The organism is Chloroflexus islandicus, assembly GCF_001650695.1.
Taxonomy (GTDB): domain Bacteria; phylum Chloroflexota; class Chloroflexia; order Chloroflexales; family Chloroflexaceae; genus Chloroflexus; species Chloroflexus islandicus.
This window is the reverse complement of record NZ_LWQS01000082.1, coordinates 23839-41330: the sequence shown is the minus strand read 5'-3', so window position 1 is coordinate 41330 and position 17492 is coordinate 23839. Positions and strand designations below refer to the sequence as shown.

General features: G+C 62.3%; 10 protein-coding genes. 3 read left to right on the top strand and 7 right to left on the bottom strand.

Annotated features, from left to right (window positions below):
- Positions 1–50 precede the first annotated feature (50 nt).
- From gcvPA to A6A03_RS16000, 4 genes are all read right to left on the bottom strand, one after another.
- Positions 51–1385, bottom strand: coding sequence for an aminomethyl-transferring glycine dehydrogenase subunit GcvPA (gene gcvPA / locus A6A03_RS16015; RefSeq protein WP_066790281.1), 1335 nt, complete (start codon positions 1383–1385; stop codon positions 51–53).
- A gap of 116 nt (positions 1386–1501) precedes the next feature.
- Positions 1502–1891 (bottom strand): glycine cleavage system protein GcvH, encoded by a 390-nt coding sequence (gene gcvH, locus A6A03_RS16010; RefSeq protein WP_066790279.1) that lies wholly within the window; start codon positions 1889–1891, stop codon positions 1502–1504.
- A gap of 11 nt (positions 1892–1902) precedes the next feature.
- A complete protein-coding gene (gene gcvT / locus A6A03_RS16005; RefSeq protein ID WP_066790278.1) occupies positions 1903–3006 on the bottom strand; it encodes a glycine cleavage system aminomethyltransferase GcvT in 1104 nt (367 codons plus the stop codon).
- A gap of 15 nt (positions 3007–3021) precedes the next feature.
- Positions 3022–4161 carry a CpXC domain-containing protein gene (locus A6A03_RS16000; RefSeq protein ID WP_066790277.1) on the bottom strand — a complete coding sequence of 380 codons (1140 nt, stop codon included), beginning with the start codon at positions 4159–4161 and terminating at the stop codon, positions 3022–3024.
- Positions 4162–5290: 1129 nt separating this feature from the next.
- Between A6A03_RS16000 and A6A03_RS15995 the strand changes: the two genes are divergently transcribed.
- Together A6A03_RS15995 and A6A03_RS15990 are read left to right on the top strand one after the other, a co-directional pair.
- Positions 5291–7306, top strand: a complete 2016-nt coding sequence (locus A6A03_RS15995) for a tail fiber domain-containing protein (protein WP_066790276.1) — start codon at positions 5291–5293, stop codon at positions 7304–7306.
- Entirely contained in the window at positions 7306–7641 is a 336-nt protein-coding gene (locus tag A6A03_RS15990; RefSeq protein ID WP_245669027.1) for a hypothetical protein, read from the top strand. The genes A6A03_RS15995 and A6A03_RS15990 overlap by 1 nt, the downstream gene beginning before the upstream one ends.
- A gap of 1387 nt (positions 7642–9028) precedes the next feature.
- Here A6A03_RS15990 and A6A03_RS15985 read toward each other — a convergent pair.
- Positions 9029–11191 (bottom strand): glycoside hydrolase family 2 protein, encoded by a 2163-nt coding sequence (locus A6A03_RS15985; protein WP_066790274.1) that lies wholly within the window; start codon positions 11189–11191, stop codon positions 9029–9031.
- Between the two features lie 113 nt (positions 11192–11304).
- Positions 11305–12351, bottom strand: a complete 1047-nt coding sequence (locus A6A03_RS15980; RefSeq protein WP_245669026.1) for a glycosyltransferase family 2 protein — start codon at positions 12349–12351, stop codon at positions 11305–11307.
- Between the two features lie 175 nt (positions 12352–12526).
- Between A6A03_RS15980 and A6A03_RS15975 the strand changes: the two genes are divergently transcribed.
- Positions 12527–14557, top strand: coding sequence for a monovalent cation:proton antiporter family protein (locus tag A6A03_RS15975; protein WP_066790270.1), 2031 nt, complete (start codon positions 12527–12529; stop codon positions 14555–14557).
- A 173-nt stretch (positions 14558–14730) separates the two neighbouring features.
- On the opposite strand, the gene A6A03_RS15965 is transcribed toward A6A03_RS15975, so the two are convergent.
- Positions 14731–17421 carry a beta-galactosidase gene (locus A6A03_RS15965; protein WP_066790266.1) on the bottom strand — a complete coding sequence of 897 codons (2691 nt, stop codon included), beginning with the start codon at positions 17419–17421 and terminating at the stop codon, positions 14731–14733.
- Between the last annotated feature and the right edge of the window lie 71 nt (positions 17422–17492).

Sequence of the window (17492 nt, the reverse complement as noted above, 5' to 3'; positions counted from 1 at the left end):
GCCCGCACCGGCGTTACCTGTGGCGGGCCGGCGGCCCGCGCCCCACTTTGTCACAGAGCAGCCAATGCGTCTACCAACCGGTCAATCTCTGCCGGCGTATTCATCTCGGTGACGGCGAGCAGCATCGCGTTACCGAGCTGCGGTTCGTCGGCGCTGAGGTCGTAGCCGCCAATGATATGCTGCGCGCGCAGCGCGGCATTGATCTCGGCCACCGGGCGCGGGCATTGCACCACAAACTCGCGGAAGAAGGGCTGGTCAGCGAGCACGCGATAGCCGGGCAGGGCGTTAATCCGCTTGGCGGCGTAGTGGGCGCGCTGGTACGTCACTTCAGCCACCATCCGCATGCCGCGCTTGCCCATCAGCGACAGGTAGACCGCTGAGGCCAGCGCCATTAAGCCCTGATTGGTGCAGATATTGCTCGTCGCCCGTTCGCGGCGAATGTCTTGTTCGCGCGCGCGCAGGGTCAGCACATACGCCATGCGACCATCGACATCTTTGGTTACGCCGACGATGCGGCCGGCGATCTTATGCACGTACTTTTGGCGGGTGGTAAAGATGCCGAGGTACGGGCCGCCGAAGGCTAGACCCAAACCAAGCGGCTGACCCTCGCCGGTAGCAATGTCGGCCCCGGCTTCGGCAGGGGTCTGGAACAGACCGAGCGCGATCGGGTCGAAATGAACCGCGAGCAACGCGCCGCGGGCCTGCACCTGCGCGCCAAGCCCGCGCAGATCGTGCAACCGGCCTAGAAAATCGGGGTTCTGCACAATCAACAGCGCCGTCTGATCATCAACGAGAGCCAAGGCATCGGCAAGCGACGAACCCGGCGTCTCATCACCGACGATCTCAACATCAAGCCCTTGCAGGTAGGTGCGCAGCACGGCCCGGTACTGCGGATTGACGCTGCGAGCCACCACAATCTTGCGCCGGTTGCGCACCACGTTGAGCGCCATAATCGCCGACTCGGCCAGCGCGGTCGCGCCGTCATAGTGCGAAGCGTTCGCGATCTCCATGCCGGTCAAGGCGCAGATCAGGCTCTGATATTCGAAAATGGCCTGCAAAGTGCCTTGGCTGATTTCCGGCTGGTACGGCGTATAAGCAGTATAAAACTCGCCGCGGCGCAGAATTTGGTCAACCGCTGCCGGCACAAAATGGTTGTACGCGCCGGCGCCTAAAAAGATGCTATACCGGCGGGCATGGGCATTCAACTCGCTCAACCGGTTCAGTTCCGCCATCAGCTCCGGTTCCGACAGCGGCGGCGGCAGATCGAGCGGCGGGAAACGATGGCTGGCCGGCACATCAACAAACAGGTCTTCAATACGCTCAACTCCAATTGCTTTGAGCATTTCTTGCCGGTCGGCATCAGTAATCGGAATATAGTGAGTCATGCGTGGTTCCATCTAGACTATAATCATTCCAGCGGTCGCGTCCCTACCGGCACTGTTAGCGCTGAAGTAGGGGATTGCGCGGGCGCTGCACCCGCGCAATAACGTTCAACCTCCGCCTAGTGATCAATCTCGGCTACAAACGCAGCATACGACTCGGCATCGAGCAATTCCTCGCTCTCGCCGGTTGGCCGTACCCGCAGCATCCAACCTGCGCCGTAGGGATCGTTGTTAATCGGCGACTGATCGCTCTCAAGGGCGGTGTTGACCGCGACCACCTCGCCGCTGACCGGCGCATAGAGATCCGAACTCGCCTTGACCGACTCGACCACGCCGAAGCTTTCGCCGGCGGTGACGGTTGCGCCGACTGCGGGCAATTCGACGTAGACCACATCGCCAAGCGCGTGCTGGGCATAGTCGGTGATCCCGATCACCACCTCATCACCTTCGTGGCGCACCCACTCGTGGGTTTTGCTGTACCGCAGATCGGACGGAGTGTTGTAAGCCATGTCGAACTCCTCTAGCGCTTGTAGCGCGGCTTGTAGAAGGGCATCTTCACGACGCGCGCGCGAACGGGCCGCTCGCGCACGATAACATCAAACTCACTGCCTTCGCTGCTGAGGTCGGTCGGCACGTAGGCCATGCCGAGCGGGCGGCCCAGCGTTGGCGAGGGCATGCCGCTGGTAACGAACCCAACCGGTTCGCCGGTCACGCGCTGCACTTGGTAGCCGCCACGGGCAATCCCTTTGCCGACCATCTCGAACCCGACAAGACGGCGGCTGACGCCGGCCTCTTTAATCGCCTGCAAGGCCGCGCGCCCGATAAAATCGTCCTTATCGAGCTTCACCACCCAGCCGAGACGAGCCTCGTAGGGGTTGATCGTTTCGTCAATCTCATGGCCATAGAGGGCAAGGCACGCCTCAAAGCGCAGGCTATCGCGCGCGCCGAGACCGCAGGCTTGCACCGCATTGCCGCCGAGAGCCAGCAAACCGTGCCAGAACCGCTCGGCATGCACTGCCTCAAAAAAGATTTCAAAGCCGTCTTCGCCGGTGTAGCCGGTGCGCGCAATCAGCGCGTTTTGGCCGAAGATAGTGGTCATCGCCACCCCGTGAAACGGGAGCGAGCCTATCTCAGCCGTGGTTGAATCCTCTGCGGTGGCGAGCAGGTGTTCGGCGTGCGGCCCTTGCAGCGCCAGCATTGCCCAGCGCTCAGATCGATCTTCTATCTCCACCTCAAACCCGGCGGTATGTTGCTGCAACCAATCCCAGTCTTTGGCGCGATTCGCAGCATTCACCACGACCATAAACTCATCGGGCAGATGGTAGATGAAGACATCATCAACAATCCCGCCGTCGGGCCGGCAGAGCAGACCGTAGCTGGCATGGCCGAGCGGAATGGCGCTGACATCGCACGTCACCATGCGTTGGAGGAACGCTTCGGCATTGGGGCCGCGCACCATAAACCGGCCCATGTGGCTGATATCGAACAACCCGGCCCGGTTGCGCACGGCGTGGTGTTCCTCGATGATGCCACGATACTGGACTGGCATCTCCCAGCCGCCGAATTCGACCATGCGCGCGCCCATCGCAAGGTGCGCGTTGTAAAAGGGGGTTCGTTTCAGCATACGCATTTCCGTTGGTTATGAACGGTCTTCTTCCAAACCGGCGCGCACCCGGCGCAACAGTTCCCGGCAGGCGATCGCGTGACGGGCCAACTCTTCATCACCGCCGGCGCGAGCTTCGGCGGCGAATTCCCACAATGCCTGTTCAGCCGTCGCGCTCAGCAAGAGCGGGTACTGGTCGATCACCTGCGCAATCGCATCTTCGTCATCGGCCACCAACAGCGCCTCGATGGCGGTCTCTAAATCGTTGGCGGGGGCCGGTGCAGTGCGGAACGCCGCCAACATCGAGCGCCGCGCCTCTAACAGTTGGGCCAGCCGCTCAGCCTCGCTCGCCAGCGCCGTCTCGATCTCGGCAGCCAGCAAGGCATCAATTTCAGGGCGCAAGAGCAAAGGATGGCGGGCGACCACTTGTTCGAGCTCAGCGTCGCTATGGGCGCTCAACAGAGCTTGCAGCGCGTCGGGCGGAATCGCCGTGAGGCGTTCCGGTTCGGCGCGGCGGCTCATGCGGGCGAGCAGATCGCGGGCATTGCGCAGGCCCTGCGCGATCTCAGCTTCGCCTTGGGCGGCGGCGACATCGGCCAATTGGGTGAGGGTCGCGATGGTCGCTGGTTCGAGCAGTTCGGGATGCTTGGCCAACACCTGTTCGAGATCGGCGGCGGTATCGGCGGCCAACAAGGCTTCGACGGCGGCCAGCAACGGTGGCGGTTCGGCAGCCGGCGCCGCAGGCGGCGGGGGCGAGGGCGGGGCGGACGGCGCGCGCCGGCGGGCATCGAGCCGGCGCAGCAGATGGGCTAACCCGCTCATATCTTGGGCGATGTCAATATCGGCTAAATAAGGCCGCCGCTGTTCGATATCAATCGAGCCGACCAGCAAGGCGTGCAGCTCGCGGGCCTGCTCGCGAATCTCGTGATCAGCCGCGCCGGGAGCGGGGGCAAACAACACCCGGCGGGCTTGGGCATCGTGATACAGCAACGGCGCGCCAGCCGGCCCACGCGCGCCACAGTGCGGGCAGGCGACCATATTCACCTCTTCCCGGCGCAGCGCCGCTGCCGCTGCCGGCTCCTCGTCGGCGTCGATAATCAACCAAATCTCGGCGCTAAAATCCTTGCCGCAATGCGGACACGTCAATGGCGCCTGCTCGCGGTACGAGATGGGCATACGTTCTTGCAACCTTGCCGATCGGCGAATCCGTTTCCTCCGCTGTATTGTACCATCAGTAGACGTTCTGCATTGCGTTAGTGCGAGGATCCCAACGCCGAGGCGCAGAGTGGGCAAAGGCGGTCAACGCAAAGACGCAAAGTGGGCAAAGGCGCAGAGGATTCAAACGCAAAGGCGCAGAGGGCGCAGAGGTTTTTTGGGGAAGAGCCGCTCCCCGGTTGTCATTGCGAGCCGAGCGGAGAGAGGCGAAGCAATCTCCCACTTCAGCGAGAGGGACACCTCCACGCCATTGATCTGCACCAACGTAGGGGAAATGGGACACGGACACCCACGGGTTGAGACGGATTTGCACGGTTCATCGATCGCGATGAGGGGGTGTGTTCCGTGCTCGCGGGGGATTGCTTCGGGCGCTGCCGCGCCCTCGCAATGACAGAAGGGCGGTTGTCATTGCGAGCCGAGCGGAGAGAGGCGAAGCAATCTCCCACTTCAGCGAGAGGGACACCTCCACGCCATTGATCTGCACCAACGTAGGGGAAATGGGACACGGACACCCACGGGTTGAGACGGATTTGCACGGTTCATCGATCGCGATGAGGGGGTGTGTTCCGTGCTCGCGGGGGATTGCTTCGGGCGCTGCCGCGCCCTCGCAATGACAGAAGGGCGGTTGTCATTGCGAGCCGCCAACGGCGCCTCCCCGCTTGTCATTGCGAGCCGAGCGCAGCGAGGCGAAGCAATCTCCCGCTTCAGCCGGAGGGATGCCTCCACGCCATTGGTTTGCCTCTCAGCAGGGGATTGCTGCGGGCGCTGTGCGCCCTCGCAATGAGGGCGGCGCGGGGCGGCAGGGGCGAAGAAGACACAGACACCCACGGGTTGAGATGGGATTTGCACAGCGTGCTGGCGCTTTGGCCCTCGTTCGCTTCCAAACGACAGCGAGGACGTTTTGAGGACGCTTGCCCAATATACTCGATGCTGCAGGCCGAGCGACGCTCAGCAGTGGCACAAGGTTCCATACCGGCAGTGAGCAACGGGACGATCCGTCGTGTTGCTTGAACCGGTGGGCGTCATGCGGCTGACGGGCGCGTTAGCACGATTCGTTATCCACCCTCAACACTGAAAGGAAAACGTACGAATGGCCGGCAAACCTGCAATCCTCGCTGCGCTTGTCTTCTTCCTGCTCACCATCCTTGCGTCAGCCGTCGCGGCGCAGGGTGGCGGCGGCCCAACCCTGCAAGCCGCGCTCGGCACGGCCTTCACCTATCAGGGCCGGCTGCAAGACGGCGGCAGCCCTGCCAACGGAACCTACGATCTTCAGTTCGCTTTATACGACGCCGCTAGCGGCGGGACGCAAATTGGCGCAACCGTGACGGCTAACGACGTGCCGGTGAGCAACGGGGTGTTCACCGTAGCGCTCGATTTCGGGGCGAGCGCATTCACCGGCGACGCGCGCTGGTTGGAGATGCGGGTACGGCCCGGCGCCAGCTCCGGCGGCTACACGACGCTTAGCCCGCGCCAGCCGGTGACGGCGACGCCGTATGCGCTCTACTCCAAAACCGCGCCGTGGAGCGGGTTGGCTGGCGTGCCCGCCGGCTTTGCCGATGGGGTGGATAACGAGGGCTGGTCGCTGGCCGGCAACAGCGGCACAACGGCGGGAACCAACTTTATCGGTACGACCGACAACGTGGCGCTGGAGTTCAAGGTGAATAGCGCGCGGGCTTTGCGCATTGAACCTAACGCGACGAGTCCCAGCCTGATCGGCGGATCCAGCGCCAACACGGTGACGAGCGGCGTAGCGGGCGCGACCATCGGCGGCGGCGGATCAACTAATAACACGTGCGGAAGCGGCTCCGCTCCGTGCGCTAACTTGGTGACTGATGACTACGGCACGGTGGGGGGAGGGGCCGGCAACCAAGCGGGCGATAATGCCGGTACATCAAATGATCGTGCCTACGCCACCGTTGGCGGGGGTGAATACAACATCGCAAGCGGTTCCCATGCCACTGCCAGCGGGGGTGAATACAACTTTGCCAGCGGCTCCTATGCTACCATTGGTGGGGGTTATAGTAATACCGCCGGCGGTTCCTACGCTACTGTCGGCGGAGGCATCGGTAACATCGCCAACAACTCCTATGCTACCGTTGGTGGGGGCTATGACAACACCGTCAACGGCGCTTACGCCATCGCCGGCGGGGGGGATGACAACACCGCCAGCAACGACTACGCCACTGCCAGCGGGGGCTACATCAACACTGCCAGCGGCGTTTTCGCCACCGTCGGCGGGGGGAGGGAAAATACCGCCAGCGGTTTCATTACCACCATCGGGGGGGGCTATGACAACAGCGCCAGCGGTTCCTTTGCCACCATCGGCGGGGGAGAAACTAATATCGCTAGCGGAACCAGAGCTACCGTTAGCGGAGGAAGCATGAACACTGCCAGCGGCAATTACGCCACCGTCGGCGGGGGAAGTAACAATATCGCTGCGGGTGCGTACAGTTTTGCAGCCGGACGCCGGGCTCGAGCGAATGCGACTGGCATGTTTGTGTGGGCTGATAGTTATGATGAAGACTTTGCTGGTTCGGTTACGGATTCGTTCATTGTCCGCGCGTCGGGCGGCATTTATTTCGGGAAAGCCACTCCAAGCGCCGGCGCGCCATCCGGGCGATTTATCGACACGTGGACTGGTGCGCATCTGACGAATGGCGGGGTGTGGACTAACGTGAGCGACCGCGCCGCGAAGGAGAACTTTGCCAACGTGAACGCGCGCGAGATTCTCACCCGCGTTGCTAACCTTCCTATCCAAACGTGGAACTATATCGCTGAGCAAACGACGATTCGCCATATCGGGCCGACGGCGCAGGATTTCTATGCGGCGTTTGGCATCGGAGCGGACGATACCCACATTGCGACGGTTGACGCCGACGGCGTGGCGTTGGCAGCAATTCAAGGGTTGCATCAGGTGGTGCAGGAGAAAGAGGCGCAGATTGCCGAACTCGAAGCGCGGCTAGCGGCGCTGGAGCAACGCACAGGAACGCACGTCGCTGCGCCGCCGGCAACGAATATCGCTGATGGGGTGTGGTTTGCGGCAGGAGTGCTCTGCGGCGCGGGCGCATTCTGGCTGGGCCGGCGGCGCGCGCAAGGAGGCCAGTGATGAAGAGCGAGATGGCTACGCGGCGCACACCGGCCAGCCGTCACGCGCTGCGCTATGTGGCGGCAAGTGCGCTCGCGGCGGCGCTGGCGCTCATTCTGGTCGTCGCCATCGCCCCGCGCGCAGCGGCCCAATCCGGCGGTGGGTACAACTTGACGTGGAGCACCATTGATGGCGGCGGTGCGACGTTCAGCACGGGAGGCGCTTACGCGCTGGGTGGTACGATTGGGCAAGCGGACGCCGGTGCGCTGAGCGGCGGCGCGTACACGCTGCACGGCGGGTTCTGGAGCGGGGCCGGCGGGATGTCAAGCCTGTTCATACCGCTGGTGCAGCGGTAGCGGCAGCGGGGAAGGCGCAAGAGGAAGACGCAAAGCGAGCAAAGGTGCAGAGGATTCAAACGCAAAGGCGCAGAGCCGGACGGCTGTCCGGCTCCGCAGAGGGCGCAGAGGTTTTTTGGGGAAGAGCCGCTCCCCGGTTGTCATTGCGAGCCGCCAACGGCGGCCTTCCCGGTTGTCATTGCGAGCCGAGCGCAGCGAGGCGAAGCAATCTCCCACTTCAGCGAGAGGGATGCCTCCACGCCATTGGTTTGCACCAACGTGGGGGAAATGGGACACGGATACCCACGGGTTGAGACGGATTTGCACGGTTCATCGTTCCCGATCAGGGGGTGTGTTCCGCAATCGCGGGGGATTGCTGCGGGCGCTGACGCGCCCTCGCAATGACAGAAGGGCGGTGCGGGACGGCAGGGGCGCAGCGGCCACGGATGGATTGGCACAGTTCATCGATCCCGATCAGGGGGTGTGTTCCGCAATCGCGGGGGATTGCTGCGGGCGCTGCCGCGCCCTCGCAATGACAAAAGGGCGGTGCGGGACGGCAGGGGCGCAGCGGCCACGGATGGATTGGCACAGTTCATCGTTCCCGATCAGGGGGTGTGTTCCGCAATCGCGGGGGATTGCTGCGGGCGCTGACGCGCCCTCGCAATGACAGAAGGGCGGTGCGGGACGGCAGGGGCGCAGCGGCCACGGATGGATTGGCACGGTTCATCGTTCCCGATCAGGGGGTGTGTTCCGCAATCGCGGGGAATTGCTGCGGGCGCTGACGCGCCCTCGCAATGACAAAAGGGTAGTTGTCATTGCGAGCCGAGCGGAGCGAGGCGAAGCAATCCCCCACTTCAGCGAGAGGGATGCGTCCACGCCGGTGGTTTGCCTCTCAACGGGGGATTGCTGCGGGCGCTGACGCGCCCTCGCAATGACCTGCTGCCGCTCCCCATCATCCTCGGTGCGCTCGGCGGTACATGGCTTGCCCCCACACCTCGTCCCTCCCCCGCGGGGGAGGGGCGGACAGAACATCTGTCCAGAACCCGGCCCTAAAGGGCCGGGCTAGGGTTACGAAGCCCGCTGCGCGGGCTACTGGCTCACCCCCGTCCCCTCTCCCACTGGCGCGGGAGAGGGGCGCTGCTGCGTTTCGCTTCAGTAGTGCCTCACCTGCCCATCGCGCGGCTCCTCCGCTTCTGCCATGCGGTGGAAGTGGGGGCTGGGGGTGAGGGCTAGCCCGCTGTGCGGGTAGAATAGCCGCGAAAAGACGCAAAATACCCAAAAACGTGCTATTGTTGCGTCTTTTCGTGGCTCTTTGTGGCTATGCGGCAACGGAGCGGGGACAAATGCCCGCCGCGAGCTAACACCACCCGCCGCCCCCTCGGCGGTAAAAAAGGGACACGGGCTTTGCTCACTGTCCCGCCGCAGCTTCTACGACGTTCAGATGGTAGCGGTTGGTCAATTCCGGCCCGGCCCCGATCAGGCGCAACTCGATCGTGTACCGTCCGGGGTGAAGAGGGGTGAGGCGCAGGTGATCGATCTCGGTGGCGAGCGAGTCGGCGGGCAGGTCGAGGTAGCGCACGACGGTGGCCAATTCAGAGTCAGCGGGATCGCGCATCGTAATGGTGACTTGCGCGCCGGCCAACGGTTGGCGGGCATCGTTGACGGCGTAGATTGGCACATCAATCACTTCACCGATCACGAAATCACGCGGTTCGATCAAGGTAAAGGCATACTGCGGGCGGAAGCAATCGCGCAGGGCGTAATACGAACGCTTGGGCACTCGCCAATAATCGATCACGCTCCACAGCACCGCCGGGTAGGGGTCAACAAACAGAAACGCAATGATCCCGCCGGTCGGGCGATACTTGTGGTACCGCAAGCGATCGACGTAGAAGCGGTTGAGTTCAGCTTGATAGGTCTGCGACATCTCGATGACTTCGGCCAGTGAGGTGGCTTGTCGCCACGGATACCACGCCGACATAATCTCGGCCTGTAACCCGTGCCGTTCAACGAGGCGGGCAATAGCGGCGTCATCGAGCGGGTCGGGCATGAAGCGCAAGCTGCTTTCAAGGTTCGGAAAACTCTGCGCGCCGAATTCGGTCACAAAGCGCAGGTTGTTAGGGAAGCGGGCGCGCACGGTTTCGCCAAACGCCAACGTGCCGTAGGTACGGTACCAGCCAAAGTAGGCATGGGCATCGGTGCCGGTGCGCACGTAGGGTACGTCTGGCTCACCCGACGAACGGATCACGGGTCGGGTTGGGTCTTCTTCTTCGACGATCTGTTTCAACTGCACATCCATCACGTCGCGGTTCCAGCTAAAAATGAACGCCGACTGGTAGGTGCGCAGCCGAGCGCCAAGCGACTCATCGGCGGTGTCTTCGAGATGGATCGCCTCGTTGTGCATGCACCAGATCGCGATGCTGGGATGGTTGCCGAGCAAGCGCACCATGGCCCGTGCCTGATGGCGCGCTGCCGGCAATACCTCGGTGCGATAGATCCACTGGAGCGGAAAATCTTGCCAGAGCAAGATGCCGGCGGCGTCAGCGGCGTCGTAGAAGGCCGGATGGTCAATATGGGCATGGACGCGCAGCATATTCATGTGGCACTCGCGGGCTAAGGCGAGATCGCGATCGGCCCGTTCGCGATTCATCGTCGCGATCCGCATATCGCCGGGTGGGTAGTTATTGCCTTTCGCGAGGAACCGCTCGCCGTTCAGGTGCGGAATCCAGTCGCGCAGCTCGAAGGTGCGCACGCCATAAGCAAAGGACTGCTCATCGCTGAGCGTATCATCAAGCCAGATCCGCACCGTCACTTGATAGAGATCAGGCCGGCCAAGATCGTGCGTCCACCAGCGCCGCGGTTCGCGCAGCTTCAGCAAGCCTTGCACCGTCTGCGTGCCGCTGCGCAGACGCCGTTGCACGGTGAAGACCTGCGTCTCGCCGTGAAAGGTCAGCGGGGCAAAGACGATTTCGCTGCGGATCGCCACGGCCTGCGCAGCATCGAGATCAAGGGCAAAGCGCAACTGGGCCAGCCGGGCATCGCAATGCTCGGTGCGCAGGCGGGCAGCGCGCAACCGCACTGGCCCGCTGCGGTGCAACTCGACCGGCAGCCAAATCCCGCCCGGATTGGCTTGCGGATCGAAGCAATCCCAGTGGGAAAAGACGCCGGTAATCATGCGCTTACCAATTTTATTGTGCTCGTCGGGGCAATCGAGTTCGATAATGAGGGTGTTTTCAGGCTTCAAGAACGTGGTAAGCTCGTGCTCGGACGGCTCGAAATAGCCTTCGTGCGCGCCAAGATCGACTCCGTTGAAATAGGTATGGCGGTAATAGAACGCGCCGTTGATCCGCAGCCAGCGCCGTTCGCCGGGCAGCGGGTCGGGTGCGGGAGGGTTGGCAAACCGGCAGCGGTACACCACCTTGCCGCTGTGGGTTTCAAGGCCGGGCAATTGCTGCCAATGGGCCGGCACAATCGCCGGCAACCACCCCTGATCATTGCGCGGATAGATCCCTTGGGTAAATTCGGCCAGCGGGCGAATCTGCCAGCCGTCAGCCAACGTGTCTAGATACATACCATTTATCGTCCCGTAGAGCCGCACGGCGGTGCGGCTCCCACCCAGCGGTACGGGTTCCATCGCACGGCCGTGTGGTTCCCACCGCGCGGCGGTGCGGCGTCAATAAGCGTTCACATGATCGCCAATCTGTCGAGTGCATCCAGCACCTGCCGGTAGGTCACGATCCGTTGCCGGCGCAAGGCGGGCCGGTGGCCCAACGCCAGTTTCAGCGCCTCGACAACCAATTCATACTGATAGCCGAGCCAGATCAACCGGCGCAGCAGCGCCGCTGCCGGCCAACCGTACCACATCCGGGCCAGCAGCAGCCGGCTCGCTTGGAAATAGCGGTGGCGGCCAACCGGAACTTGTTCGCTGCTCTGGCCTTCGTGGTGGATGACCGTAACCTCAGGCAGGTACCAAATCTGGCTACCGACTTCGACACTCTCAGATCGTGAGCCGTTGGGAGGAGGCGGCGCCGGTTGGCGCCATTGCAACCGCCACTGCCATTCCAACTCTTCACTATACATAAAAAATCGCTCATCGAGCAACCCGGCTTGGCGGATAGCGGCGGTGCGCACGAGCAAGGCGGCGCCGACCAGCCAACCCACGCGCTGGATACGGTGAGGATCGCGATCGGCGCAGTGATACTGGCGCTTCCACGGATTGTTCGGCCACAGCCGTTCCCATGGCGTACTCTCCCAGACCATCGTGAGCGGAGTAGGGAAGCGGCGGCGCGACGATTGGAGGCTGCCATCGCCGTAGAGTAAGCGCGGGCCAACCGCGATCGCGGCTGGATGGTTTTGGAGAAAGGCGACCAATTGCGGGATCGCATCGGCCACCGGCTCGGTATCGGGGTTCAGCAAGAGGACGAACTCAGGGCCGCCGTCAGGCCGTTGCAACAATCTGCGCAAGGCCAGATTATTGCCGGCGGTAAAGCCAAGATTAGCGCCGGCTTCGATCACCTGTACATCGGGAAATTCGCTGCGCACCATTGCCGGGGTGCCATCGTGGCTATCGTTGTCAACCACAATGATCTCGGCCGCGAGGTTGCCAGCCGCTAGCGAAGCCTTGACGGCGGTGAGGCAGCGGCGGAGCAGCTCTTTCACATTCCACGACACGATCACGATGGCTAGCATAGCGGTATGAGCGCAGCGACTATGGCGCAATGATGGCAGCACTGGTGTTTGTCTCGTAGCTTTTAGTGTACCACAGCTCGGTTGCGCTTTTGACAGCCATTCATACATTCTTTATCATACGTATTGCATTCCATCTGCGCCACGCTGCGCAGGATTCTTCCCCAAATCCCATTCCGATGGATGTCTTTCCGCTGCGCTTGGTGACCGGAGCTGTGCTATGCATCACAACATTTCATTGCTGGCAAATTTGGCCATTGCCTTGGTGGTAGCATTCGCCGGCGGGGTGCTGGCTCGGCGGCTCGGTTTGCCAACGATTGTTGGGTATTTAGTGGCTGGGATGGCGATCGGCCCCTTTACGCCGGGCTTTGTCGGCAATGTGGAAGATATTAGCCAACTGGCCGAGATTGGCGTGATCTTTTTGATGTTTGGGGTGGGCCTGCATTTTTCGCTTAAAGATTTGTGGGCGGTGCGGCAGGTTGCGTTACCGGGTGCCATCTTGCAGATGGCGATTGCCACGTCGCTCGGTTTTGCGCTCAGCCAGTTGTGGGGCTGGGAGCCGGTGCCGGGCCTGCTCCTCGGCATGTCGATTTCGATCGCGAGCACGGTGGTCTTGTTGCGCGGATTGATGGACAACGGCTTGCTCAATACCAGCGCCGGGCGGATTGCAGTGGGTTGGCTGGTGCTGGAAGACCTTGCGACCGTGTTGATTTTGGTCTTGTTGCCGATCATTTTTGGGAGCCAGAGCGAACAATCGCTGCTCTCCGGCGCTTTTTCGCTATTGAAGGCGGCGCTCTTCGTGGCAGTGATGCTGTTTGCCGGACGGCGGCTCCTGCCAAAGTTGCTGGATGTGATTGCCGGCACGCGCTCGCGCGAACTGTTCATTCTGGCCGCGGTGGCGATTGCGCTCGGCACCGCCTTTGGCGCGGCTGCCTTTTTCGATGTGTCGCTGGCGCTGGGCGCATTTTTGGCCGGCGTGGTGCTGAGCGAGTCGCAGTTTAGCCATCAAATCGGCGATGATGTCTTGCCGTTCCGCGAGACGTTCGCGGTCATCTTTTTCGTCTCGGTCGGCATGATTGTCAACCCGCTCTACTTGTGGGCGAATGCGGGACAGGTATTGGCGCTAACCGCGCTGATCGTGCTTGGCAAGGCTTTCATTACCCAACTGCTCGGCTTCTTTTTGCCGGCGAGCGGGCGGACAATGTTGGTAGTTGCGGCGGGACTAAGCCAAATCGGCGAGTTTTCGTTCATTCTGGGTAGCGCTGGGATGGCGTTGGGCTTGCTCAATCAAGAGCAGTATTCGCTAATTTTGGCCGGTGCGTTGCTTTCGATCATGGTCAATCCACTCATGTTCCGCCTGATCAAGCCGATCGAACAGGCTATGCAGCGCGTTTCCCCCCGGCTCTGGCAATGGTTCGACAGCCATCCCTTGCAACCGGCTGAGCTCGCTTTGCCACGTGAGGGCCACGTGGTGGTGGTCGGCTATGGCCGGGTGGGCCAGCATATTGTAACCGTGCTGGAGAAGCTGGGGATACCGCGACTGGTGATTGAAATTGACTCGGGCCGCGCGGCCGAATTTAACGCTCACGGCGTGCCAACGCTCTTCGGCGATGCGGCCAATTCGGATGTGCTCGTGCATGCCGGGCTTGAACGGGCGCGCGCGTTGGTGGTGACGTTGCCTGATGAGATGGCGACCGAGATGGTGGTGGCGGCGGCGCGCAAAATCGCCCCTAATCTGCCCATCATCGCTCGCGCTGCCACCACCAAAGGCGTTGGCCGCCTGATCAACCTCGGTGCGCGCGATGTAATCCATCCCGAATTAGAAGGCGGGTTGGAGGTGATGCGCCATACCTTGCTCTGCTTGGGCTATCCGGCCACCCAAGTGCAAGGCTATACCGACGCGGTACGGCGCGATGAGTACGATTTTACCGTCTCTAGTCCTGCCGAGCATCAGGCGCTCGATCAGATGGTGCGGGCCGCGCGCGGGATCGAGATCACATGGCGGATGGTAGGCGAGCAGAGCCCGATCGTCGGGCAGACGTTGGCCGAAGCGAATATTCGCGCGCGCACCGGCGCTTCGGTGATCGCGTTGATCCGGAATCAACAGTTGATCGCCAACCCGAAATCGAGTACGGTGTTTCAGGCTGGCGATCTGGTTGGATTGATCGGCGAGAGCGACCAGATCACCGCCGCCGAGGAATTGATCAGCGGCGCAACAGTTGCGCGCGAACCGGTGTTAGCCGGCAGGTAGGTAGAGCCGCATGGCGGTGCGGCTCCGGTAGAATAACCGCATCGAGTAGTAAAAAACCGTAGCGCCGCACGGCGGTGCGGCCCTGTGTCGCCGCCGAGGAATTGATCAGCGGCGCAACGGTTGCGCGCGAACCGGTGTTAGCCGGTTGATCCATTGGATCGCCCGGCCATCAATCACTCATACACCAATTCCACCGCACCGCTGCGTTGTTGTTCGACAAAGAGCAGCAGCTCGTTGTGCGCCGCCAACCATGAGACCGGCAGCTTATACGCTTCCTGCGGCCCAATTTGCCAGAAGCGCCCGCAATTCTGGCCGTTGAGCCAGATTTGGCCTTTGTCGAGGGTGCCGGGACGCAGGGCGAGGCGCTGAATGGCGGCGGGTAGATCGGCGCGGGCAAAGACTGCTTGGACAAAGGCCGGGCCGGTAGGCGGGGCCGGTTGGTCGCTGACGGTCACGCCGGCGCGGAAGCTCCATTGGGCCGGTAGCGGTTGGTTGGCGTCGTAGCTGATCAGGGTCGCGCGCCACGGTGCGCCGGCGTAGTTGAGAATCTGCAAGGCGAGGGTGTTGGTTCCCGGTTGCAGTAGATCAGTGATGTCAGCGTCAATCAGCCCGCCACTGCGATGGCGGCTAAACCGCTCGACGGCGACGCCGTTGACGAAGAACGCGCCAGAGTTGCGGTCGCCGGTGATATGCACCCGGTAGCGCCGCCCGGCCTGCACCTCGATCGGACGGATCAGCCACACCATCGGCCCAGCCCACGCAAACCGGCTCAGGTGAACGTTGCTGGCGTCGGGCCGCGCGGCCCACGGCTTGATGTTGGCAACCGCTTCGCCGGCAAATTGCACCTCTTGCCAATAGGCATACCAACCCGCCGAGATGTCTACTTGGTTGCCATCGAGGTACAAGGGGGCGAGCAAGCCTTTTCGTTCCCCCAAATTCAGGCCATAATTGAACCGGCCCAGATTATCGACTAACAGGCGCAGATCATGGCGGCCAGCCGGCAAGTCAAGCGCAAGCGTATAGCGCGGGCCGGTTGGCGCGACACCCAAGACGCCGGCAAACTCGCCGTTGATCAGCACCAGCGCCCGATCACGGAGTTCGGGGGCAGCGATGGTCGTGTTCAACGGCGTGTCAAGCTCGATCTCAGCCCGATACCACCCGTAGCCGTAGGGGCAGCCGAGCTGTTCGAGCGGCGCCGGCGCAGCGATTGGTTGCCAACCAGCGTCGTCAGTCGCCTCTACCACGGCGAATGCGCGGGTGGTGAGGATGGTACGGCGCGGTTGGGAGGGTGGCGGCAACGGCTGGCTGCCATAGCGTTCGGCCAGCATCTGCGGCAATAGCTCAATCAACAGCGCATGATCCTCCCAATCGACCTCGATCCGGCGGCCCTCGGCGGTGATCCAATAATCGATCCGGAGCAGGTCATTACAGAGTGTCACCCGTCCCGTCAACCCAGCATCATCAGCGTAGACGCCATCGGGTGAGGACGGCAACCGTAGGGTGAGCGATCCTTGTTCGCCTTCACGGCCATAGATGACCAGTGTGCCCTGTTCCGGCCAATAGCCAAGAATGCGACCGGTATGGCTCGCGATCGTGATCCCGCTCTCGCCGAGGGGCAGATTGGCGAAGATCGGGCGAATGCTGGTTGGTTCAACTTCAACACTCAGATGTTCACCCGAAGGCATGAACACTTCGTAGGTCGTGGCTTCGAGGCTGGGGTTGGCAAGGAAGGTGGCGCAGAAGTCACGCCATGCCGGCGGCGCGGTGGGGCTGGCGCGCACGGTACGGTACGGCTGCGCGCCGCCCTCGCTGCGACCAGCAATCGCCGCCGGCGGAATCACAGTGATCCCGCCGTGTACAGCATCGGCTAACACCGCCGACAACGCCGCACCGAAACAGCTTAGAAAGAGATGATGGCGGCGGGCAACCAGCGCCTTTTCGGTCAAGCGGCCATACTCATCGACCGGCGCGTCATAATCGTAACTGGTGGTCATGTGGATCAAATCGCCGCCGACGGTGCGCCCGCCCCAATAGCCGAAATTGGTGCCGCCGGCCCACATCCAATGGCTGAAGCCGGCGCACCCCACTGCCGTCAGTTGGTGCAGGGTTATATCGAGCTTGGCCGCCGTCTTGCGAGTTTGGCGCTGGCCGCCCCAGTTATCGAACCAACCGCTCCACAGCTCTGAAACAATCATCGGGTTATCAGGCCAAAGCTGGCGCGTCTGCACCAACTTTTCGGCAATCCCGCTCCAGCCATTGCGGAACTCAGGATAGCCGGGGGTAGCGCCCATACAGGTATACTGCGGCACCTCGATCCCGCGTTCGAGCGCGGCACGGGCCAGCGTCAATTGATGCTCATCGGCCCCATAGACTCCCGATGCCCAGTGTTCATTCTCGATCTGGCAAAGGATAATCGGCCCGCCGCGGGTGTGCTGGCGTGGGGCAAGGATCGGCATCAGGGTGTCAAACCAGCGCAACACTGCGGTTATGAAGGCCGGATCGTCAGTGCGCAAGCGCACATCGCCGCTAGCCGTCAGCCATGCCGGCAACCCGCCATTTTCCCACTCAGCGCAGATGTAGGGGCCGGGGCGCACAATCGCCTTCAAACCCAGCTCGTGGCAGAGGTCGAGGAACGCGCCGAGATCGGCTTCATCACTAAAATCGAACACGCCGGGTTGCGGCTCGTGGCGGTTCCACGGAATCACGGTATCAATCGTGTTGAGTCCGGCCCACCGCGCCTGTTCGAGCAGTGGGCGCCATTCGGCGCGCGGCCAGCGGAAGTAGTGAATACACCCGGAGAGGAGATAGAACGGCTGGCCGTCAAGTTCGATCCCGTTGCGGCCAACGGAAACTGTAGCGCTCATAGTCAACCTCGCTCATCACACCACGTCAGCTTTGACGCGGTATGCCCTTAATCATGACATAGACGGGTGGA